This window comes from Vibrio sp. 10N.261.51.C6 (assembly GCF_041471785.1).
Taxonomy (GTDB): domain Bacteria; phylum Pseudomonadota; class Gammaproteobacteria; order Enterobacterales; family Vibrionaceae; genus Vibrio; species Vibrio crassostreae_C.
This window is the reverse complement of the sequence record NZ_JBFRPB010000068.1, coordinates 14,797-34,749: the sequence shown is the minus strand read 5'-3', so window position 1 is coordinate 34,749 and position 19,953 is coordinate 14,797. Positions and strand designations below refer to the sequence as shown.

Sequence of the window (19,953 nt, the reverse complement as noted above, 5' to 3'; positions counted from 1 at the left end):
GCGTAGATGAATGATGCACCCTGCTGACGCTTAAATTTAAGTACGAGTGCTTGGTTCAGGGATGGGCATGCGCGGTGTTCTTTTGATAACTGTGTTCAGCTTACTGCTATGTCACTGTTACTCGATGCATTTTTCTTGGAGTATCCCCGTAATCTATCACTGCGTAATGTTGCGTTACCCTGTTATCCCAGATCGCCATTGAGCCGTTGTCCCATTTGAAACGAACTTGAAACTCAGGGCGCCTCGCAATTTCAAACAGTTGGCTGAGTAAAACATCACTCTCTTTGCGGTCGAGTTCGTTGATATAACGAGTAAACTGTTCATTGATACAGAGCGTTTCTTTATCCGTTTCAGGATGAACTTGAACAACAGAGTGAACCACTGGCGGATTCTCCTGTGCTGTTTTAATCAAGGATTTGTGCCAATCGAGATCAATGTCTTCTGATTCTATACCTTCAAAGGCCACAAGCGAATGAGTCGCCGACAACCCTCTCAACTTAGCTTTCATATCTTCATGTAGAGATTCAAAAACCGCAGTCATAGAACACCAGATAGTGTCACCACCAATGCTTGGAATGTGTTGAGCATGCAACAGGGAAGCTTTCGACGGCAAGCTGCGCCACGTTAAGTCGGTATGCCAATAACTTTCCTTTGGCGCATTGCCACGGGTTGTTTCAATCACACTCACCTGTGGCGCACTTTCCACGTGAGGGAAGAAAGGATGTGCAGGTTCTAACGTTCCAAAGCGCTGTGCAATCATCAAGTGTTGTTCTGGAGACAAAGTCTGCCCGTCGAGAAAGATCACTTGATGGGCAATAAGTGCCTGATACACCTTATCGAGTTCATCAGCACTGCATGTAGAAAGCTCTAGTTCGTGAATACGAGCGCCGATGTGAGGAGTAATGGGTTATATTTTCAACATACTTTCGCTTATTGGTGATATTGAGTTGCAGGGCGGATCTGGCTACTAGGCTAATCTGACTACTAACAGTAAACCGGGTAAATGCTGATTTTCTTTCTCACTTGAAATAGAAAGTCGTCTCTCCGAAACAAAAAAAGAGCTCCTAAGCTGGAGCTCTTTTCGTTTTTTGATACTTCCTGTATCCATAGACAAGTCCAATCTGTAGTACTTTCACTGAAAGCCAGATCATCGATATCTCCAGTTGTGTATCACCAATAAATCTAGCATACAATCTTCAGACTGTTCTGGGACACAACCGAGATAATCAACTCTAGTGCCAAGCCATCTCGCCGCTTAGCACTTTCGCGCCAAGTTCTAAATCGCCTTCCGTAGCCTCAAATTTCGGGTAGGCTTTCTTCATGTAATCACTGATCTCGACCGATGTTGGATTACTTTTGCTCGCCAACGCTTTTTCAATATCAGCCACATAATCCTTCGTGAAGTGAACTGCATTTATTCCTGTTGGCATTTCACCTAAATAGTGACCCGGAATTACAACCTCTGGCTCTAGTGCTTTCATACGCTCCAACGATTGTGACCACTGGCTACGAATCTCTTTCGATGCAGTATCTGCCATCCATACATGCACACCGCTATACACCGACACGCCACCAAACACCGTTTTTTCAGACGGAACCCATAGGTAAGCTTGGTGTGTATTTATCTCTTTCACTTCGATGGTTTCACCTTCGATGCTTAATGTTGTGTCGTTCATCACCATTGGAACAATCACCTTAGAGGGTGCGTTGCCTTCTAATATAGGCCCCCAGTATTCAAGCTTTGCATCTTTGGTGCGTTTGATATGCGCGACAACGGCTTCACTGGCAACGACTTTAACGTTAGGAAATGCCGAAACTATCGGTTCCAAACCAAAGTAGTAATCTGGGTCGCCGCTACTGATGTAAATCATCGATAATTTTTTGCCAGTCGCTTTGATTTGCTCCACCAAATTTTGTCCATCAGCCACACTAAATTGCGCATCAAACAGAATCACTTCTTTCTCACCCGAGACCAATACCGAGCTTGCCGGGAATATCGCGTTCTCGCCGGGGTTATAGTGAGTAATGTTCAGTTCTGTCGCTAGCGCAACACTTGATGCCAGCACGGTTCCTAGGCTTATGGTTCCTAAAAGCATGCTTTTTGATAACAGGGTTTTCGATAACGTATTCATGGCTTTATTCCGATATTTGGAGTTGAACACCTGCCAACTCGCTGAATGTCCAAATATCTTATTTGATTGTTTTTAGATGAAATAGACATCAAATTAACTTTAACTGTTGCAGTTTTCGGACATATACTGAGGTCGGTTTAATTCTCTAGGCAATAAAACAATGGATAAACTCGAGGCAATGAATGTCTTTGTCACCATAGTGGAACGTGGCAGTTTAAGCGCAGCGGCAGAGCACCTTGATCTCTCACGAACCAAGGTCACTCGTTATTTGGGTGAGTTAGAAGCATGGATGGACACACGCTTGCTTCACAGAACAACACGAAGCTTGAGTTTAACCAGCGCAGGTAAAGAAACACTTGAGGTCGCCAGAGAACTTTTGGCACTGGAAACATCCCTAGCTGGGATCAGAAACCAAAACCGAGAGCATTTAAAAGGTCAGCTGCGTATTACTGCGAGCTACTCGATTGTCGATAGCTTCTTGATGGAATCAATTAGTCGCTTCATCGCCAAATGGCCAGAGGTTTCTATCGACATTATCTCGACTGATCAGACCGTCAACCTGGTTGAGTCACGCATCGATTTGGCCATTCGCATAACCAACGAACTGACGCCCAATATTGTCGCGAAGCAGATCGGTGAATGCCGCTCCGTGATTTGCGCATCGCCTCAATATCTAAAAGAGAAAGGCACACCCACAGAAGCCCAAGATCTAGCGCACCACAACTGTTTATCGTTCAGTTACTTTGGCAAAACCGCTTGGACGTTCAATGGCCCCAATGGGCTCGAATCGGTTCCGATTAAAGGGAATATCAGTGCAAACACCTCAGAGGTTCTGCTTTCTGCCACACTCAAAGGCAACGGTATCTGTTTACTGCCCTTCCCTTCAGTGGAAACCTTGATGCGTGATGGTCTATTAGTGCCACTGCTTTCTGAATGGCAACCTAAAACGCTCGGTGTTCATGCTATTTATGGAACGCGTAAACAAGTCACACCGCTGTTAAGAGCCTTTATCGACCATTTATCTGACGAGATGGAACAATCGACAAGTTGGTAGAAGTACGATGCCATCACTAAGGAGGAAAACTTGCCATTAGTAAAACTGATGCAGAATTAAAATCATTAATTTTACTTAACTGTCAGTTGCTTCTATCGTGACTGCATACATCATCAATTAGCTTATTAACGCAGGGAAACTGACTATGACTGCCATTACCGATTTAGACATTTTGTTAAAGTCCATGTCACCAGAACTCATTGAAGGCAACTATGTTTTCTGTACTGTCGACGGAGCGTTAACAGACTATGTTCAGCTCAATCCAATCTCAACTTTTCGTGAGAAAGAAGGTTTAACGCTGGTTCTGGAAGAAGACGTTGCGACCAAAGCTCAGCTAAACTTCGACGGTGTATTTAGCCTTATCACTTTATCGGTACATTCGAGCCTTGAAGCGGTTGGATTAACGGCGGCGTTTGCGACAAAGCTTGGCTCTTACGGCATTAGCGCTAACGTGGTTGCGGGCTACTATCACGACCACATCTTCGTTCAAAAAGACAAAGCAGAAGCTGCAATGAGTGCGCTGAAAGAGTTTTCAGAAGTAGATTAGTAAAGAATTCGATTACTCACAAATACAAAAAAAGCGACGTAATCTACGTCGCTTTGGCTTATTGCTTAACGTGCACTCACTGATCAGGCATCAGTGAGCGAACCTGTTAAGCAAGCTTAAAAGTCGCCACTTTGTCACTTAAGCCAGCGGCTTGGCTCTTAAGTTCGTTCGACTCAGTTAAGCTGTCCTGTGCGCCCACAACTAGGTGGTCGGTAACATCTTTAATGGTCGTCACGTTCTGGGTAATTTCACCCGTCACATGTGTTTGCTCTTCAGCAGCCGTCGCGATTTGAGTCGCCATATCGCTGATCAAAGCAACCGCCGTGTTGATCTCTTCAAGCGCATGCGAAGCTCGATCGGCATCTTCTACTGAATGTATTGCCAACTTAGAACTGCTCTCCATCAGCTCTACCGCTTGCGCCGTTGTACGCTGCAGGATATCAATTGTTGATTTGATCTCTTCCGTTGAAGAGTGGGTACGCTGTGAAAGCACACGTACTTCATCCGCTACCACAGCAAATCCACGACCTTGTTCACCAGCACGAGCCGCTTCAATCGCTGCATTCAAAGCAAGTAAGTTGGTTTGTTCTGCAATGCCTTGAATCGTTGCGAGTACAGTCGAGATCTCTTGAGCATGCTTGTTAAGTTCGCTAATCACACTACCCGCTTCATTAACTTCATTGGCTAGGTTATTGATTGAACCTTTGGTATCCACAACCAGAGCGTGACCACTGTTAGTGCTTGTCGCTGAATCTTGCGCCGCTTTTGCTGTTTGCTCGGCATGCGATGCTATCTCTTGCGTGGCGCTCGCCATTTCAGTTACGGCCGTCGCGACCATAGTGATTTCTTGCTGCTGATGATTAAGCTCATCCACCGAACGGTTCGCACGCTGAGCACTTTGCTCTGACTGGCTGTTTAGCTGTTCTGACTGCCCACGGATATGGCCAATCAACTGCTGTAAGCTTCCAACAAAGGTATTGAAGTTATGAGCCAACTCGCCCACTTCATCTTGGTTTTCAACATGAATGCGTTGAGTTAAATCACCACTACCATTCGCGATTTGCGCCAGTGCTTGAGAAACGTGGTTCAACGGGCGGAATAGAATCGTACACAACAGGTTAAACAGTATGGTACATACGATCACCACAAGTAGCGTCACCAACACTTGACCAATCACTGCATCAAATAGTGGCGCAACCAGAGAGTCATGGTTAACAACGCTCACAGTAATCAGGCTCGTTCCATCAATCGCACGTGCGTACAGAACATAGTCGCTGCCATTCAACTCGATAGAAGTGTCTTTACCGCTAGTCAGCGCCTTTTGTACGTCCGCAAAATCTAACCCAAGTGAGCTGATGTTTTTGTTCAGTAACTTGGTGTCAGGGTGCGTATAAACCGTGCCTTTATTGGTCGCGATGAACATGTAACCTTCACCTGGAAGAATCACCTGCTCTAGACTGTTTAAGATGTCTGTAATTTCTACATCAGCACCCAACACAACCTGTTGCCCATGCAGTTGCATTGCTGTTCCTAATGAAACAACGTTCGCCCCAGTTGCTGCAGCAACCGTAGGGTTATCCATGAACACCTTACTAGGGTTTGCTACCGCGTTGGTGTACCAACCCCATACGCGTGGATCATCATTGCCCGGTGGCAACACAACACCGTTCGCGTTCTTTTGCGAACCATCAGGAAATGCCAAGAAGACATTATCAAAAGAGGCTGAGTCACGAACCTGTTTTAGATGAGTCACCAAGCTTTCTTGTTTGGACTCTTTCGAAAGAGAAGTAAGCGCACGCTCTTTGGATAAGATCCAATCCGATACATATTGATTGTACGAAGCCGATGCGCCCTCTAAGCGCTGTTCAACTTCAATATCCAACCTTTGCAGTGAAGCACGAAAAGACAATGCCTCGACCAAAATCCCCCCCAGGATAATGGCCATACTGGCTGAAATCGCCAGCTTATTTTTAAGCGAGAGTTTCTTGAACATAGGAAACCTATAATTTGGAAGTAATAAACCGTGGCGAACAAATTGATTGCCAAAGCGGTTTGCAAGCGGGATATATTTTACGCTTTAAAATAAATTAAGAAACCGATGAGGAACTGAAATATTGATATATGTGAGTAAGTGCACGCATCGTAACCCATTGATTTAGAGAATGGTAAACTCTAAATTTTGAATTAATGTGCTAAACATGGTCAGCTGATGAGTGTCTCTGTTTGAGAATAATAACGGCACAGATCGCGCTATACCGTTAGATCATTAGGAAGGTATTTAAACGTGTTGAACGTCTGAATAGAAACAGGTTGCGGACAAAGTAGTCAAAAGTTGATCAACCAAAGTCCAACGTTAACAGCAATCGTGTTTCGTCAGATGAAGTGACTGGTGAACGGTGAACAAGGCCTCTATTCTCATTGCCACTCCAACGCTCCCCTTTTAATAACGCAACATCACCACTAGCCATTTTCTGGATGTCAGATTCGTCGTTGTACAGGCCTGAAACAGAATCAGGCTGTCCGTTAGCCCCTAGCCCTAGCTTAGAACGGTCGACTAAGTCGTTTGGTAACCATTGAGTCGCAACACCATGATAAGTTGTCACCAAGCGGCAAGGCACTTGATCAAAATGGAAACGTGGGCACATCGCTTGATTCAGAACGGCTAAACGCAACCCGACTTCTTCAAGCTCAAACAAACAACAGAACATATCCACCAGCTCTGCCATGTTTTCTAACAGCGCTTTAGAGGCGGTGCCATCGGTGGCAAATTCCAACTTATCGAAAGCATTTTCAGGTGACACGCTAACAGACTTACTAAAGTTTGGATTCAAGGCGATAAATTCACTAATTGCCGTCGTTAAGCCTTCATCAAACTGTCGCTGCCATACCGCTATATTAATATCACTTTGGTAGATATCCGCAAATACCGTTGGCTGCTCAGAAGCACTCAAGCTTGGCTTGTGATTTGCCTTATCCTGAATACTCACAGCTGAACTAATGTTGAGTGGCTGGCTGCTATTGGTAGCCAAAGGCTTGGTTAACACGGCATTCATTACGTCGTCTCCTTGATACATGCTCATCGCTTCCCTTTTACCAACAGAATAATTATTCTTGGCAAGAGTAATTTCGGTTATGTTATAACATAGCTAAAAATAAACAAGTCACTTCGTCGATCATGATTCCAGTAATACAGCGACGCTCTTCTTTTCCTGCGGTAATTTTTCGAATGCTGAACTAAGCTTCTCTCAATCACTCTTTCCAAAAAGTCATTTTAAAAACGTACGACTCAAGAACGTAAACCTGTGAATTCATCAATCTGGTGACAACTTATGAAAAAACTAATCTCTACATTCGGCCTCCTATGCACCGTTATCTCCGCTCAATCTTTCGCGGAGTCGGGCTACACATTAGATCCGAAGTTATCGAACATCACATTCGCGACCATTAAAAAGCAGTTTGTTGTCGAGCCCGCATCCATCAAACCTATGTCTGGAGGACTTACCGAAGAGGGTCAGTTTTCAATAGTATTGGACTTGAAAAGCGTGAGCACCGGAGTCGCTATTCGTGACCAGAGACTGAATGAACTCTACTTTGAATCGATGACTTTTCCTGAAGTGAAGATCTCTGGGAAGGTTGAACCGTCGATGCTATCTGGTGATCCAAAAAGAACAACAGTAGCAGCGGAAGTTACTTTACACGGCGTAACCAAAACGATCGACTTCCCAGTTGTGGTGGTTCCATCCTCAGGGTTTGTCATGGTTAGCTCAGCTTCGACAATCATCGTCAACGGCGCTGATTTTGGGATCTCGACAGAGAATCTAAACAAACTTTCAGCGACCGTGGGTGGATTAGCGATTTCCGACCAAATCCCTTTAAGCTTTAACCTACTTTTCGACCAATAATGGACTTATAACTATTCCTTTCTATTCTCCCTCATTTCACATTCATCGATCGTTTGAGAGCGGTGAATGTGAGTAAGAGTACGCGACAACGCAATAAACTGAATTAGGTTTGAATAAACTAAACCAAAATTTCCACTCGATTTCCCCAAGTCGGCCAGATAAACATCCCTCACAAAGTATTAAATTGAGCGTTATATAGGCTCAGAGATGTCGTTGATGTCACATGTCGTTACACAGCATGACGCCTTAAGGCTTTACATCTTGGGCGAGGTAAACAACAATCCCTGAGAACAAATCCATAACATAATGTATTTAGAAATTATGAGTAACACAGAAAACAAAAAATCGAGTCCTCTTTTCGAAGTCGTGTTTAACGTCTTTCTTCCTTCATTCATTTTAATGAAGTTCAGTGGAGATGAGCATCTCGGAACAGGCTTAGCTTTGCTTGTTGCCCTTGCCTTCCCTATTGCTTATGGTGGCATGGAGTTAATCCGCAATAAGAAGTTCAACTTCATCGCTGCGCTCGGCTTTGTAAGCGTGCTATTGACGGGCGGTATTGGTTTCTTTGAGCTAGACACTCGTTGGTTAGCACTAAAAGAAGCATTAATCCCTGGTCTAATTGGTTTGGCGGTTCTTGGCTCAACCTTCACCCGCTACCCGTTTATCCAGAAAGTTATCTTCACACCGGCCCTGTTAAATATCTCTCTTATTGAAGAGCGCCTAAAGCAGTTCGGTAACCAAGCAAAGTTTGATCGTTGTCTAATGACATCCAACTACCTATTCGCGAGTACTTTCGCATTTTCTTCAGCTATGAACTACTTCCTAGCGACTTGGATTGTGACTAGCCCTGCTGGCACCGCTGCCTTTAATGAAGAACTTGGCAAGCTGACACTTTACAGCTACCCAGCAATCGCTATCCCAAGCATGCTGATGATGTTAGGTATTTTCTACTACATTTGGCGTCAAGTTCGCACGATGACATCACTAGAAACAGAACAAATTTTTATTACTAAATAGTTCTGAATTAACAAATCGCTCTGACTGCACAACAAAGAAGCCCAGCAATTAAGCTGGGCTTCTTTGTTTTTGCAGTTTCGTTTGTCAACGTGATAGATGACAGCTTCGATTTGGATTATGAATCGAACGGGCAACCCTAATGCTCTTTTCTCAAGTAAATTTGGGCAACATGTCTATAAACCAATAATAATCAATGAATTGCATTGATTGAACCGACAGATGCTTTTATAGTCAATTCTGTTGGTTACTTTACAAAGCTCTACCCGCTCACTGACATTATTTCAATTGCTGTTGATAAGATCGCATAAGCTAGGTGCTAAAGGTAGACGCCAGCCGTACTCAATAAGGAATATAGATAATGAACAAATCTCAATTAGTTGAACACATCGCGACTTCTGCAGACATCTCAAAAGACCAAGCAGGCACAGCACTAAATGCGCTAGTTGAAGGTATCTCTACTTCGCTTGCGAACGGTGATGACGTATCGATCCTTGGATTTGGTAGCTTTAAAGTTAACTCTCGAGCTGCTCGCACTGGTCGTAACCCGCGAACCGGAGAAGAGATTCAGATTGCCGCATCAAAGACGCCAGCATTTAAAGCGGGCAAGGCACTAAAAGAGACGTGCAACCTGTAACACAAAAAACACAAGGAAGATTACGATGACGACTAAGGAAAAAGCGAAAACGAGCCGAAGCAAAAAAGCAGGCAAGTCGACTAAAGCGCAAGCCGAAACGCCTAAGACTCGTCAACGCATTGAAGAGCTTCTCGAAGAGCGTGAACTGGCTAAACTGTTAGAACTTTAGTTTATATAAGAACTAATGTTTAGGTTTAAGCAAGGTGATAGTTTGTTATCGTTCTAATGCCACTGCAGATTTGTAGTGGCATTTTTGATTTAGGAGCAAGCGCCTCTAATAAATAACATTGATACCCCTCCCCACTAAAGCGACAAACACATCTGTCCAAAATCTGAACGCTAAGTAACTGATTGAGTTACATAGCTATACATATCCATACTTACCCAAATCACCTTTTTCACTATCATCATTTTCTTGTTATTGGTGAGATTATTGGAAGGGTTCATGACACGACTATGTTCGAGCAATCCTTCTTCTTTGAGGTGATTATGAATGTCGTTCGCATGGGGATTGAAGCAAATACCCATAAAAATAAGGGTAAGTACAAAGCGATAGTTAAGTTTACTATTCGAGCCCTGTTTTATTATTCAGCTACTCGAAAAATGAGTAATAATTTCAACTCTGAAGAGAGAAAGTTATTATTTATCAAGCAACCCAACTTCCTTTCTAAATTTGTGACTCCCTACTTATGTACTGGCTTTAGCAATAAAGAAAAGACCGATATCTTATCCAAACACTACGACTGGTTTGAAAACACCTTCGCAACAGAAGCTAGACACCAAATCTATAACGAAAGGCTCAATCTTTTAAAACTTGAGATAGATGACAACGTTTATCTGGTTAATCTCAGCTTCGAAAGAAACGCGAGAAAAGAAGGTGAACTGACAATTTCATTGACCAACTCTCAACTCGAAAAAATGTATACCATTTCGTTTACTGTTTTCGACAACAACATCTACATCGGCGGTATACAGGGTGGCGCCAATGACAATGGATTTAGTCGCACATTCACCAAAGCTTTTTACGGTTTAAGACCTAAATCCTTCATGGTAGAAACACTACGACTGCTCGCTATTAACTTGGGTATCGACAATATCTATGCGGTAAAAGAGTCTGGTCATGTCTCGAACTCATTACGCTACGGTAAGAAAAACAAAGACATCAGCCTTAAATACGACAGTCTGTGGGAAGAGCACGATGGACAGGTGCATGATAACTATTTCTATCGTCTCCCGACAAACCCGAACAGGAAAGATCTTGAAGCTCTAAAACGTCAAAAGCGTAAGTTGTATCGCGAGCGTTATGCCTGGCTAGATCTGTATGAACAAGATCTGAAGAACGTAATCAGTCAGCACATCCGTGATCCTGTTCATTATGCTCATGACAGTTAATTTGGCTAACCTGTACTCGACTCGCTAACGCGTATTACCTTTACTAGCGTGCTTTAGTCTAATCACAGCCCTTGGACCAAACGCTCAATCCCGAGGTGATAGCTTCAAAATAAATATTAGACAATGCTAATTTACATCTTTATAGTATCTAGGTATTTCGAAAACTACTCAATCGCCGGCGACCAGCCAGTACTGATCATTAAGAAGATACAAGCTCTATGCTCGGCAATTTGTATAGTTAAACTTAGAGACAGTAATAGGTAAACGTATGACTAAAATTGTAATCATCGGTGGCGTAGCTGGAGGTGCATCCGCCGCCGCGCGGGCTCGTCGCTTGAATGAAGATGCCGAAATCATCATGTTCGAAAGAGGAAGTTTCGTCTCGTTCGCCAATTGCGGCTTGCCATACCACATAGGTGGCGACATTAAGGACAGAAGCAAGCTCCTCCTGCAAACTCCGGAAAGCTTCTTAGCTCGATTTAACGTTGATGTTCGTGTGATGAACGAAGTCATCTCCATTGATCGACACAACAAGCAGGTTACTGTTAAGAACCTATTGGATAATAGCGAGTATACTGAAAGCTACGACTTCTTGCTCCTTAGCCCAGGCGCAGGTCCTATCGTACCGCCAATCCCTGGTATTGATAACCCACTAACCCATTCGCTACGTAACATTCCAGACATGGATCGTATCATTCAAACGATCCAGATGAACAAGCCAGAACACGCAACGGTTGTCGGTGGTGGATTCATCGGTCTAGAAATGATGGAAGCCTTCCACCAATTGGGAATTAAAACCACGCTAATTGAGATGGCAGATCAGGTGATGACACCTGTCGACCGTGAAATGGCTGGTTTTGCTCACGCTGAAATTCGCGAGAAAGGTATTGACCTTAAACTAGGCGTTGCTCTTCAAGCGATCGAGTACATGCCGAATGAGCAGATAGCCAGCATCGGCTCTGGTGAAGATACTGAACATCAGCATATTGAAGGTGAACTAAATCTTACTCTCAGCAATGGTGAATCGCTAACCACTGATATCTTAATCATGGCTATCGGTGTGCGCCCTGAGACTAAGTTGGCCAAAGAAGCAGGACTTCAAATTGGTGAACTAGGTGGTATCTACACCAATGAAATGATGCAGACCAGCGATTCTAGCATCTACGCTGTGGGTGATGCGGTGGAAGAAAAAGACTTTGTAACAGGTGCACAAACTCTAGTTCCGCTTGCTGGCCCTGCTAACCGTCAAGGTCGTATGGCTGCCGACAATATGCTTGGACGCAGTGAAACCTATCAAGGTACACAAGGCACGGCTATCTGTAAGATTTTTGACCTCGCCGTTGCCTCAACAGGGAAAAATGAAAAACAGTTGAAGCGCGAATGCGTAGACTATGAAAAAGTCTATGTGCATACCGCAAGCCACGCTAGCTACTATCCTGGCGCTGAGATTGTCTCGTTCAAGATGTTGTTCGATCCAAAAACAGGCAAAATCTTTGGTGCGCAAGCAGTGGGCAAAGATGGTGTCGATAAACGAATTGATGTGATGGCTGTTGCCCAACGTGCAGGCATGACTGTAGAGCAGCTTCAACACCTTGAGCTCACTTACGCGCCGCCGTATGGCAGTGCCAAAGATGTGATCAACCAAGCCGCATTTGTTGCCAACAATATTATTAAAGGTGACGCGACACCTATTCATTTCGATGAGATTGCAACATTAAGCGACAACCAACTCCTACTCGATGTTCGTAACCCTAGCGAACTAGAAAATGGTGGCTTTATTGAAGGCGCAATCAACATTCCTGTCGACCAACTGCGTGATCGAATGAGTGAGCTCCCAGCAGACAAAGAGATTGTAATCTACTGCCAAGTCGGGTTACGTGGTAACGTGGCTTATCGCCAACTCGTCAACAACGGCTTTAAAGCACGCAACTTAATCGGTGGTTATAGAACACTCATGTATGCAAAAGCTTAAGGATTAATACTTAGTCGCCGGTAATGGTGCGCGGACACTTACGGGCTAGTTGCTAGTTGCTGAGAGAAAGTCGCTCATAAATAGATGCGAGTAGTTAATAGTAAACATTGAAAAACCGAGCTTGGCATTTAAGTAAGTGCCAAGCTCTTTTATTATTCGTAGGAGTCAATAAAAGCTTGCAGTGCTCGCTGATCGACAATTTCTAACCCTTGATCTCCTTTTCTGATGAAACCCTTGTCTAATAGGTCTTTAACCGCTCTTCGATACACTCTGCTCGATGTGCCAAAACGTTCCGCTTCTTGATTCACTTTATCGAAACCGCCTAACACAGTATTTGTCTGACTTTGAACCAATAAGTCGTAGGCAATGTTGTAGGTAATTGAGTGTAAAAGACGATTAGTGTAAATGCCCATAGAGTCTTGATAATCTTCCGCTAATGCAGAGGCGAAAAAGAACATCATCTCCGGATTTTCATGTAGCGCTTCTGATAGTTTCTGGATACAAATAACATCAACTTGCATGTGTTCATCAGCCACTACGTTCCACTGACAAGGGGTCTGCGTGAAAAACTCCATCTCACCGAAGATATGGTAATCACAATTAACTTCGCCCAATTGAAAGCGTCGCCCATTAGCCGCGGAAATACTCATAGAGACTCTTCCTGCGGGCACTACATAAAGATACTGAAGCTGCTCACCTTGACGTAGGATTTCATCATTTTGATTGAAGTAACGAGAGTTAACTTGGTGTTGGTAGATGAGATCTCTAAATTCAGAGCTTTTTTGTTCTAAGTAGTTTTTAAAGCGTCCGCTTGAGTATGGTGCAATCTTCATACTTACTCTCTCATTGCATTACTGCTGTTTATATTCAAACGATTGTAACCACTTAAACCACAGGAGAGAACCCAATAAAAGCGACGGTCTCCCGTCGCTTTTATTGTTGTTTTTCGCCAGAACCTTATTGTGCAATTAATGCTTCCAGTGCCGCTAAAGATGCTAGCCGCTCTCCTTGCATCATTACCTCTGCCTCATCGACATATTGCCCAACGCCCTCCTTTACATCTTGTTCGTACAAGACAACATTGTTCAAGATAGAAGCGACATTAAGCCCTCTCAAGCGTCCCACGGTAAACAGCGCGGATGTTTCCATGTCTGCACCTAAAATGCCTTTGCCATTCCAGTACTGACAAAGCGCCTGCTCGTCATCGGTATAAAAACTGTCGTGTGAGCGTACCGTGCCCAAATAGTAAGGTGTTGTTTGCTGCTGCAAGAACTTGTCTAGCTCTTTAAGCAGAGAGAAGCTTGCATAGGCGGGATACGACGGCTTAACGTAAGCGGTAGAACCACCCTCATCGCGAACCGCGCCCTCTGCAATAATTAGCTCACCAAGCCCGATATGTGACTGCATCGCACCTGCAGACCCTACTCTGATGATATGAGTCACACCACAAAACTTAAGTTCTTCTACCGCAATGATCATTGAAGGTGCGCCAATACCAGTGCTGCAAACTGATATCGCTTTCCCTTGATATTGACCAGTGAAGATTCGATATTCACGGTTTTCAGAGACCAGTTCAGCATGTTCAAGCAAGTTAGCGATTCGATTCGCTCTATCTGGCTCACCACAAACAATAACTAACGGAGCAATTTGCGTTTCATCAACGCAGATATGAGGTTGCTTTGCCATCTTCACTCCTAAGAAGCCGTTGCTTGAGTTAACGATTTATCACTGTTTCGTTTAGCCGTGCGTGCCCACTCACGAGTACCGTTTGCCGCAATAAACATTAAGATTGCGTATTGAACAGACATTGCGTACACACCCTGCGTCGCATAAATACCAACGCTGATAATGTTAATCACAATCCACAGTATCCAGTTTTCAACATACTTACGTGTCATAAGAACTTGAGCAACAATAGATAGAATGGTCATCGTGGCATCCCAGAATGGGAACGCATCCGGTTCAAGCACTGGCTCCGCTAAATCCGCACCAAATAGATTCAGGCTATCTACCGCGATGTTTGCTAGCGCAAAAAAGAATGGGTCGATGTACATAGTTAACAAAGCAATAGAAATCGCACACGCTACGGCCGTTGCTACTAGTTTATTTTGGCTCAACCAACGAACTTCTAGCGTTTCACCTTGCTCATTAGGACGTGTCCATGCGTACCAACCGTAAATGTTGGCGCAAAAGAAAAAGAGTTGTAGAAGTAACAGTCCGTATAACTGAATTTGGAAAAAGATAACCGCGAATAAGGTGACATTCAGCAATCCGAACAGGTAGTTAATGGTTTTTTCTTGGCTTGCAAACCAAATACACAACAAACCAAACACGGTGCCGAATGCTTCAATCCAGCTCATTGCGTAGCCATCCCCTATTGGGATATTGACTAAAGTATTGTTGATATCAAGTAGAGCGAATAGGTCCATAGATGTGTCCTTTATTATTTGTTTTAGTGGCACCTATTTTATTGCGCCTCTCCAAATAAAAAGGAGGACATTTGTCCCCCCTAGAATGCATGCGGTCATAAATCAGAATATTAAATCCGGAAAATCAATTTCACGGGAAGATGTCATAGCCCTCCCACAGTCTCGAACTCGAAACTCCAGCACCAGAACAGCCCCCTTCCAAAAACGAAATTTTAGCTTACTGGCTTAACGCCGATATCGCATTGACGGTTACGTTTGAGAAGCGCATGATTTTATTTCGAGCAGAATCGTTGTCTGGCGTGTTAACCGTGTAATCGCCCCAAAACTCGTTCTGTGCAACGTACTCAATTGAATGGCAGGTCACATGAATAAAGTAATTATGTTAGTAATGGGGCTGCTTTTTACCAGTCGATTGTTTGCCAGTATTGTTCCTCATGTTGGTCAACTTGAGCATGATGCGCCTATTCTCCTTCGCTCGGCATTGATTGTAGGGGTTGCGGCTTACGCGGTTTGGAGTGCATTTAAATACTTCAAAAAGATCAAGGCCTCAGATTCAGATCAACTGTAACGGCGAAAGTCCAAAAGCTTTTGAATAAGCCTCTAATTTCGATTACTGATCTGCGAAATAATCGACCAAGATTTTACGCCACTTTCGTGACTCACGAATCTTCGACAGGGCGCGGTTAATCTCTTCTTCGTACACGTTATTTTCAGTGATTATGAAACCGTAGTTGGACTTTTATAACTGATAAAACAACACCGCTATACCAAGCTTAAGTTTGATAGCTAGAAACTGACATAAACTGACTTTGTGCCGACGAACATAACTTTCCGCACTGAGTAATTTGGCTTTCTAGGAAGTAGATATTACGTCTACTTTTCACCCACTGGGCACGAACTTCCAGTTCTTGACCAATCAAAATCGGATGATGAAAACGAGAGGTTAAACTCACCGTCATCGCCTTGATATCATTCTGAAATAGACAATGCAACATCGCGCTGTCATGCAGTGTAGTGACAATGCCACCTTGCATGATGCCATCGTAGCCCTCAGCTTTATCTGTTGGTACAATCTTGGCTCTGGTTTTATATTTAGCTACTGCCTCATGCTTAGTTAAAGTGTCATGCTCGCCAATAGCTTCAAAACAAATGGCGCTGTCGTTGAAAAAACCTTGGCTGCACACTTGGCAACGCCGATGATTGTGTGGAATGAAAACCTTCATACTTACCTTTACCCATAGATTGCTAGAGATTGATATGGCTCGACCAAAAAAACATCGCCAGTTGTGTACCCGTACGGCTTACTCTTGTTTTAAGCCCAATGGTGTTCCTATGGATGAGCTTCATAAAGAAGAATTGCTATTGGAAGAGCTCGAAGCCTTGCGCTTGGCTGATCAAGAAGGCCTGAGCCAGCTTGAAGCCGCTGAACAAATGCAGGTGTCTCGCCAAACGTTCGGCAACATTATCAAGCGTGCACGAGCTAAAGTCGCCAAGTGCATCGTCAATGGTCACGCGTTGGTGATTCAAAGTAGTTAATTAACGTGTTAGCCAGAAGTTATTTAACTCAGTGAGCGAGAACTCTGATGCTTACTTCGATACTTAGCTTGATGGCTCAGTAATCTGATACAGCTTTTTGCTTTGCCCTTCACACACATCCTTGCAATTGCATTCACGCTCAATATCTAACTGCGCCAATCCTCCACAGCTGCCTTTGATTGGCTTGCGCGAAAAAATCACGCCTATCGCCATCAATGTAACGACTCCGACAAACCCCAATAGCGTCAACAAAAAGGTCATTGTCGGAACCCTCGAATAGCACCTAGCTGATTAGGCTGTACCATTAGAATCGAAGCTTGTTTTTTGTGCCCGTTTTCGCCGCACGTTTTATTGCCACACCCACTATTTCTCGGCTCGCGACCATAATCGAGATCGGTCACTTCCCGTAGATTGTCGAAATCCAAAGCCCCGATTTCTGCCTTACCTGTCGATGCCAAGACTCGAATATCGTTATTGAACAAGTGCGCCAGCATCTTCTTACCAATATAACGAACCACCACAGATTTCACATCGTAAGAACGGAGAACCGAAATCCATTGCTTCTTTTTATTGCAAGAGGTGTCGGAGTCAATCAAAGGAACAATCTGTTTTATCTGTCGTTGTTCATCGACAATCGCGATCTGTGGGGAACGAGCAAAGTGGTTGCCAACATGAAGGTCGCGACAAGGTACTGCGTATAACATAGTAACTTCCTGTTATTGATGATCAGGAGTTCAGCATACGCCCCATTATTGGCATATGCCAATAACTATCATGTGAAAAATAAGATTTACTGGATCGATAACTAAGATCACAAGCACCCAAACTTAGCGTCATCTTCAGCCTATCTCAGTTACCTTTCAAATAACCATATATACTAGGGGGTAGTATTTTTACTGGGGGTATTTTTTGCGTTGTTAATGCCTGTTATCAAGAGCCAAGCTCAAACCCATTACAAAAAGGCCTCGCACAACCGAGAGCTTAATCGACTATTCAACGTCACACACTAGTCTGAATAATGTCGAATTAGGGACCAATCAAAGATGTTTATAGGAAAAATAGGTTGGATTGAAAATCAAGAATTGCAGTCGGCTTCAATGTAAACAAGCTTATAATTTGAAGTGAACAACGCATCGGGTTGTTATAATATAACATCACACTAAATTACCATCATTTCTCATGAAACAGCCACTTATTCTAATCGATGTCATCAATCGCCTCTCCACACGCTATGTAAGCCGTTTCTCGACATGCTTTCGCTCTCTCAAGGGCTTGACTGTTGGCCTAGCATTATTGTGTTTTGCGCCAAATCTATATGCCCACCCTCACTCTTGGATAGAGATGAAAACTCATATTGAGGGAGAGAATGGCATGATCACCGGTCTCTCTATGGAGTGGTCTTTTGATGCAATGACCTCGATGTACATGTTGGATGGAGAAGACGTCTCTGCCGATACAGAAACTGAAACATTCAAAAAGCTCGCTGCGTCTGTAATCGAAAACATTATGTACGAGCACTACTTCACGTACTTTTATGATGGTGAAGAGCCCATCAAATATCAGGTGGTTGAGAACGCAAAGTTTGAGCGTGATAAAGCCAAGATGGTTCTAACATTTGACCTACCACTTTCTAAACCTAAGCCTGTGACACGAAACTCGCTTCGCGTATTGATTTTTGACCCTAGTTACTTTGTCGACATGTCGTGGCTATCCAACAGCGACGTGACATTGTCACCTGAACTAGCAAGACAATGCCATTTAGAATTAATCGAGCCTAACCCGACGCCAGAGCAAATGAGTTATGCAATGTCTTTACCTGTCGATGCAGATCCAGATAACACGCTAGGCCAACTGTTTACACAATCGGTTGAGCTTCATTGTGCGGCGGTTCCCGCTTCTTAGTCGCAGTGATTCGTTTCAGCCTTTAAGTCAGCGTCTAGCTGATTAAGCATGGCAACTAATTAACAGAAAGATTTCAGATATAGGTTCTTGTTAAATGAAGAAAAATCAATCCAAAATCAATCACTACCTCATTGGTGCTGGCGCGTTCGTGCTTATTGCTATTGGTGCGTATCAACTGTGGTCCATGTGGCCATCGTTAGTTATCTCTAGCATTCAATGGCAAAGAGAAGTCAATTCAGAACTTGCAGACCTGCTCTATGAAGCTAAATCCAACCCTTGGGGCGCAGGCAGTTACCTTATCGGGTTCAGCTTTATCTATGGCATGCTTCATTCTTTGGGGCCTGGGCACGGCAAAGTTATCGTGTCGACTTACTTAGCGACTCACCCAACCAAAGCCAAGGCGAGTTTAGTGCTTACGGTCGTCTCCGCTTTTTTACAAGCATTGGTCGCAATCTTACTAGTAAGCGTGTTGCTGTGGGGCTTTAGTGCTTCCATGCGAGTAGTGAATGACAAAGCGAATATGTTTGTTTCATTAAGCTTTGCCTTAGTCGCGGTCGTCGGCGCGCTTATATGTTGGAAGGCTTTGAAAAACATCTACACCGCTATGCGTAAGCCTAAGCTGAAAGTGAAAGCCATCACTACACTCGCAACAGACACAGCTGCGACAATTTCAGCGCGTTCGCCAATGGCACTTCGTTCATCAATATCAGCCCCTTCTCCGATAATCGACGCTACTAGCACAATGCAAGCCGCAGCTAACACTCATGCAGATCATTCTCATGCCGACTGTGGGTGCGGCCACCAGCATGTAGCCGATGCAGACGCAATCAACAAAGCCTCAACGCTCCGAGAATATGTTGGAATTATAGTGGAGATTGGCGTAAGACCGTGCACCGGAGCCATCATGGTACTGCTTTTCGCAAACATGGTTGGCCTATATTGGATGGGTGTTGTCAGTGCTTTTGCCATGGCGATTGGTACTGCTTTCACAACCTCGACGATTGCTATAATGACACTAACAGGCAAGAACTTGGTAAAACGCTATTTGGCAGCAGGTAACAAGAATAACAGTGCTTCACTAAAAGCCGCAGGTCATTATTTACAGCTATTCGGTGGTGTTTTACTTGTCTTAATTGGCTTGTTGCTAATGAGTGGACAAGACAGCGGTATGTCGCCTGTTTTCACTATGTAGCGAACGATGTAATAACAAACCTCAGTTTATTGCGACCTTTACCATTTTTACTAAAAAACACTAGCCCTTATCTCTCAAATCTGAATTAACAGCCACATAATTTCTACTAACCTAACTTTGCACAGCCAGTTAGGTTAGTAGTCAGCCATTCAGAACAGCGCGCTCTATGTAGTTCTGTAACAAACCTACATCCAACTTTGATTTTCCTATTCTTAGCTACTCTTTCATAAACTAACTTAGATTG

The 19,953-nt window shown here is 43.8% G+C and carries 22 protein-coding genes and 1 pseudogene; 12 read left to right on the top strand and 11 right to left on the bottom strand.

Annotated elements, in window-relative coordinates; translation table 11 throughout:
* Nucleotides 1–106: 106 nt before the first annotated feature.
* Both AB4375_RS18320 and AB4375_RS18315 read right to left on the bottom strand, forming a co-directional pair.
* A complete protein-coding gene (locus AB4375_RS18320; RefSeq protein WP_241823399.1) occupies nucleotides 107–904 on the bottom strand; it encodes a TauD/TfdA family dioxygenase in 798 nt (265 codons plus the stop codon).
* A gap of 328 nt (nucleotides 905–1,232) precedes the next feature.
* On the bottom strand, nucleotides 1,233–2,132 hold the full coding sequence (locus tag AB4375_RS18315; protein ID WP_017066263.1) for a Vmh family MBL fold metallo-hydrolase: 900 nt from the start codon (nucleotides 2,130–2,132) through the stop codon (nucleotides 1,233–1,235).
* 160 nt (nucleotides 2,133–2,292) lie between these two features.
* Between AB4375_RS18315 and AB4375_RS18310 the strand changes: the two genes are divergently transcribed.
* Together AB4375_RS18310 and AB4375_RS18305 are read left to right on the top strand one after the other, a co-directional pair.
* A complete protein-coding gene (locus tag AB4375_RS18310; protein ID WP_017069834.1) occupies nucleotides 2,293–3,186 on the top strand; it encodes a LysR family transcriptional regulator in 894 nt (297 codons plus the stop codon).
* A 145-nt stretch (nucleotides 3,187–3,331) separates the two neighbouring features.
* Nucleotides 3,332–3,733, top strand: a complete 402-nt coding sequence (locus AB4375_RS18305; RefSeq protein WP_017069835.1) for an ACT domain-containing protein — start codon at nucleotides 3,332–3,334, stop codon at nucleotides 3,731–3,733.
* A gap of 106 nt (nucleotides 3,734–3,839) precedes the next feature.
* Here the strand turns inward: AB4375_RS18305 and AB4375_RS18300 are convergent, their stop codons facing one another.
* Both AB4375_RS18300 and AB4375_RS18295 read right to left on the bottom strand, forming a co-directional pair.
* Nucleotides 3,840–5,726: a methyl-accepting chemotaxis protein gene (locus AB4375_RS18300; RefSeq protein ID WP_017069836.1), complete on the bottom strand. Its 1,887-nt coding sequence runs from the start codon at nucleotides 5,724–5,726 to the stop codon at nucleotides 3,840–3,842.
* A gap of 343 nt (nucleotides 5,727–6,069) precedes the next feature.
* A complete protein-coding gene (locus tag AB4375_RS18295) occupies nucleotides 6,070–6,786 on the bottom strand; it encodes a DUF1826 domain-containing protein (RefSeq protein WP_372052229.1) in 717 nt (238 codons plus the stop codon).
* Between the two features lie 276 nt (nucleotides 6,787–7,062).
* Here AB4375_RS18295 and AB4375_RS18290 point away from each other — a divergent pair, with 276 nt between their 5' ends.
* The 6 genes from AB4375_RS18290 to AB4375_RS18265 all read left to right on the top strand — a co-directional run bounded on the left by AB4375_RS18290 (nucleotide 7,063) and on the right by AB4375_RS18265 (nucleotide 12,650).
* The gene (locus tag AB4375_RS18290; protein ID WP_017069838.1) at nucleotides 7,063–7,635 is read left to right on the top strand and encodes a YceI family protein; all 573 of its coding nucleotides are present in this window, start codon (nucleotides 7,063–7,065) and stop codon (nucleotides 7,633–7,635) included.
* Between the two features lie 321 nt (nucleotides 7,636–7,956).
* Nucleotides 7,957–8,652: a VC0807 family protein gene (locus AB4375_RS18285; protein ID WP_017059114.1), complete on the top strand. Its 696-nt coding sequence runs from the start codon at nucleotides 7,957–7,959 to the stop codon at nucleotides 8,650–8,652.
* Between the two features lie 358 nt (nucleotides 8,653–9,010).
* The gene (locus AB4375_RS18280) at nucleotides 9,011–9,286 is read left to right on the top strand and encodes an HU family DNA-binding protein (RefSeq protein WP_017059113.1); all 276 of its coding nucleotides are present in this window, start codon (nucleotides 9,011–9,013) and stop codon (nucleotides 9,284–9,286) included.
* Nucleotides 9,287–9,311: 25 nt separating this feature from the next.
* Nucleotides 9,312–9,455, top strand: coding sequence for a hypothetical protein (locus AB4375_RS18275; RefSeq protein ID WP_017059112.1), 144 nt, complete (start codon nucleotides 9,312–9,314; stop codon nucleotides 9,453–9,455).
* A 320-nt stretch (nucleotides 9,456–9,775) separates the two neighbouring features.
* A complete protein-coding gene (locus AB4375_RS18270; RefSeq protein ID WP_136974869.1) occupies nucleotides 9,776–10,678 on the top strand; it encodes a VirK/YbjX family protein in 903 nt (300 codons plus the stop codon).
* 268 nt (nucleotides 10,679–10,946) lie between these two features.
* Nucleotides 10,947–12,650 (top strand): FAD-dependent oxidoreductase, encoded by a 1,704-nt coding sequence (locus AB4375_RS18265; RefSeq protein WP_372052225.1) that lies wholly within the window; start codon nucleotides 10,947–10,949, stop codon nucleotides 12,648–12,650.
* Nucleotides 12,651–12,802: 152 nt separating this feature from the next.
* On the opposite strand, the gene AB4375_RS18260 is transcribed toward AB4375_RS18265, so the two are convergent.
* The 3 genes from AB4375_RS18260 to pnuC form a co-directional block, all read right to left on the bottom strand.
* A complete protein-coding gene (locus AB4375_RS18260; RefSeq protein WP_017072032.1) occupies nucleotides 12,803–13,483 on the bottom strand; it encodes a Crp/Fnr family transcriptional regulator in 681 nt (226 codons plus the stop codon).
* A gap of 124 nt (nucleotides 13,484–13,607) precedes the next feature.
* Nucleotides 13,608–14,336, bottom strand: a complete 729-nt coding sequence (locus AB4375_RS18255; RefSeq protein WP_372052224.1) for a nucleoside phosphorylase — start codon at nucleotides 14,334–14,336, stop codon at nucleotides 13,608–13,610.
* A gap of 8 nt (nucleotides 14,337–14,344) precedes the next feature.
* Nucleotides 14,345–15,079, bottom strand: a complete 735-nt coding sequence (gene pnuC, locus AB4375_RS18250) for a nicotinamide riboside transporter PnuC (protein WP_017069647.1) — start codon at nucleotides 15,077–15,079, stop codon at nucleotides 14,345–14,347.
* A gap of 364 nt (nucleotides 15,080–15,443) precedes the next feature.
* On the opposite strand from pnuC, the gene AB4375_RS18245 reads away from it, so the two are divergent.
* Nucleotides 15,444–15,647: a hypothetical protein gene (locus AB4375_RS18245; protein ID WP_017059106.1), complete on the top strand. Its 204-nt coding sequence runs from the start codon at nucleotides 15,444–15,446 to the stop codon at nucleotides 15,645–15,647.
* Nucleotides 15,648–15,689: 42 nt separating this feature from the next.
* Here AB4375_RS18245 and AB4375_RS18240 read toward each other — a convergent pair.
* Nucleotides 15,690–15,818, bottom strand: a pseudogene (locus tag AB4375_RS18240) (ABC transporter substrate-binding protein); the annotation flags it as partial.
* A 34-nt stretch (nucleotides 15,819–15,852) separates the two neighbouring features.
* A complete protein-coding gene (locus AB4375_RS18235; protein WP_017065470.1) occupies nucleotides 15,853–16,302 on the bottom strand; it encodes a PaaI family thioesterase in 450 nt (149 codons plus the stop codon).
* 34 nt (nucleotides 16,303–16,336) lie between these two features.
* Between AB4375_RS18235 and AB4375_RS18230 the strand changes: the two genes are divergently transcribed.
* Nucleotides 16,337–16,615, top strand: a complete 279-nt coding sequence (locus tag AB4375_RS18230; protein WP_029235478.1) for a DUF134 domain-containing protein — start codon at nucleotides 16,337–16,339, stop codon at nucleotides 16,613–16,615.
* A 63-nt stretch (nucleotides 16,616–16,678) separates the two neighbouring features.
* On the opposite strand, the gene nqrM is transcribed toward AB4375_RS18230, so the two are convergent.
* Both nqrM and AB4375_RS18220 read right to left on the bottom strand, forming a co-directional pair.
* Nucleotides 16,679–16,876 (bottom strand): (Na+)-NQR maturation NqrM, encoded by a 198-nt coding sequence (gene nqrM / locus AB4375_RS18225; RefSeq protein ID WP_017059103.1) that lies wholly within the window; start codon nucleotides 16,874–16,876, stop codon nucleotides 16,679–16,681.
* Nucleotides 16,873–17,319, bottom strand: a complete 447-nt coding sequence (locus AB4375_RS18220; RefSeq protein WP_017059102.1) for a NifB/NifX family molybdenum-iron cluster-binding protein — start codon at nucleotides 17,317–17,319, stop codon at nucleotides 16,873–16,875. Before AB4375_RS18220 ends, nqrM begins: the two co-directional genes overlap by 4 nt.
* A gap of 475 nt (nucleotides 17,320–17,794) precedes the next feature.
* Between AB4375_RS18220 and AB4375_RS18215 the strand changes: the two genes are divergently transcribed.
* Together AB4375_RS18215 and AB4375_RS18210 are read left to right on the top strand one after the other, a co-directional pair.
* Complete coding sequence (locus tag AB4375_RS18215) at nucleotides 17,795–18,517, top strand: DUF1007 family protein (RefSeq protein ID WP_372052222.1); 723 nt, start codon at nucleotides 17,795–17,797, stop codon at nucleotides 18,515–18,517.
* A gap of 94 nt (nucleotides 18,518–18,611) precedes the next feature.
* The gene (locus tag AB4375_RS18210; RefSeq protein ID WP_372052221.1) at nucleotides 18,612–19,709 is read left to right on the top strand and encodes a nickel/cobalt transporter; all 1,098 of its coding nucleotides are present in this window, start codon (nucleotides 18,612–18,614) and stop codon (nucleotides 19,707–19,709) included.
* The last annotated feature ends 244 nt before the right edge of the window (nucleotides 19,710–19,953 follow it).

What these genes read in the sequence shown, in the direction of transcription:
- AB4375_RS18210 (WP_372052221.1), top strand. Translation starts at nt 18,612, where the DNA reads ATGAAGAAAAATCAATCCAAAATCAATCACTACCTCATTGGTGCTGGC.
- AB4375_RS18310 (WP_017069834.1), top strand. Translation starts at nt 2,293, where the DNA reads ATGGATAAACTCGAGGCAATGAATGTCTTTGTCACCATAGTGGAACGT.
- AB4375_RS18270 (WP_136974869.1), top strand. Translation starts at nt 9,776, where the DNA reads ATGAATGTCGTTCGCATGGGGATTGAAGCAAATACCCATAAAAATAAG.
- AB4375_RS18215 (WP_372052222.1), top strand. Translation starts at nt 17,795, where the DNA reads ATGAAACAGCCACTTATTCTAATCGATGTCATCAATCGCCTCTCCACA.
- AB4375_RS18255 (WP_372052224.1), bottom strand. Translation starts at nt 14,336, where the DNA reads ATGGCAAAGCAACCTCATATCTGCGTTGATGAAACGCAAATTGCTCCG.
- AB4375_RS18245 (WP_017059106.1), top strand. Translation starts at nt 15,444, where the DNA reads ATGAATAAAGTAATTATGTTAGTAATGGGGCTGCTTTTTACCAGTCGA.
- AB4375_RS18300 (WP_017069836.1), bottom strand. Translation starts at nt 5,726, where the DNA reads ATGTTCAAGAAACTCTCGCTTAAAAATAAGCTGGCGATTTCAGCCAGT.
- AB4375_RS18265 (WP_372052225.1), top strand. Translation starts at nt 10,947, where the DNA reads ATGACTAAAATTGTAATCATCGGTGGCGTAGCTGGAGGTGCATCCGCC.
- AB4375_RS18260 (WP_017072032.1), bottom strand. Translation starts at nt 13,483, where the DNA reads ATGAAGATTGCACCATACTCAAGCGGACGCTTTAAAAACTACTTAGAA.
- AB4375_RS18235 (WP_017065470.1), bottom strand. Translation starts at nt 16,302, where the DNA reads ATGAAGGTTTTCATTCCACACAATCATCGGCGTTGCCAAGTGTGCAGC.
- AB4375_RS18220 (WP_017059102.1), bottom strand. Translation starts at nt 17,319, where the DNA reads ATGTTATACGCAGTACCTTGTCGCGACCTTCATGTTGGCAACCACTTT.
- AB4375_RS18230 (WP_029235478.1), top strand. Translation starts at nt 16,337, where the DNA reads ATGGCTCGACCAAAAAAACATCGCCAGTTGTGTACCCGTACGGCTTAC.
- AB4375_RS18315 (WP_017066263.1), bottom strand. Translation starts at nt 2,132, where the DNA reads ATGAATACGTTATCGAAAACCCTGTTATCAAAAAGCATGCTTTTAGGA.
- AB4375_RS18275 (WP_017059112.1), top strand. Translation starts at nt 9,312, where the DNA reads ATGACGACTAAGGAAAAAGCGAAAACGAGCCGAAGCAAAAAAGCAGGC.
- AB4375_RS18305 (WP_017069835.1), top strand. Translation starts at nt 3,332, where the DNA reads ATGACTGCCATTACCGATTTAGACATTTTGTTAAAGTCCATGTCACCA.
- AB4375_RS18290 (WP_017069838.1), top strand. Translation starts at nt 7,063, where the DNA reads ATGAAAAAACTAATCTCTACATTCGGCCTCCTATGCACCGTTATCTCC.
- AB4375_RS18285 (WP_017059114.1), top strand. Translation starts at nt 7,957, where the DNA reads ATGAGTAACACAGAAAACAAAAAATCGAGTCCTCTTTTCGAAGTCGTG.
- AB4375_RS18280 (WP_017059113.1), top strand. Translation starts at nt 9,011, where the DNA reads ATGAACAAATCTCAATTAGTTGAACACATCGCGACTTCTGCAGACATC.
- nqrM (WP_017059103.1), bottom strand. Translation starts at nt 16,876, where the DNA reads ATGACCTTTTTGTTGACGCTATTGGGGTTTGTCGGAGTCGTTACATTG.
- AB4375_RS18295 (WP_372052229.1), bottom strand. Translation starts at nt 6,786, where the DNA reads ATGAATGCCGTGTTAACCAAGCCTTTGGCTACCAATAGCAGCCAGCCA.
- pnuC (WP_017069647.1), bottom strand. Translation starts at nt 15,079, where the DNA reads ATGGACCTATTCGCTCTACTTGATATCAACAATACTTTAGTCAATATC.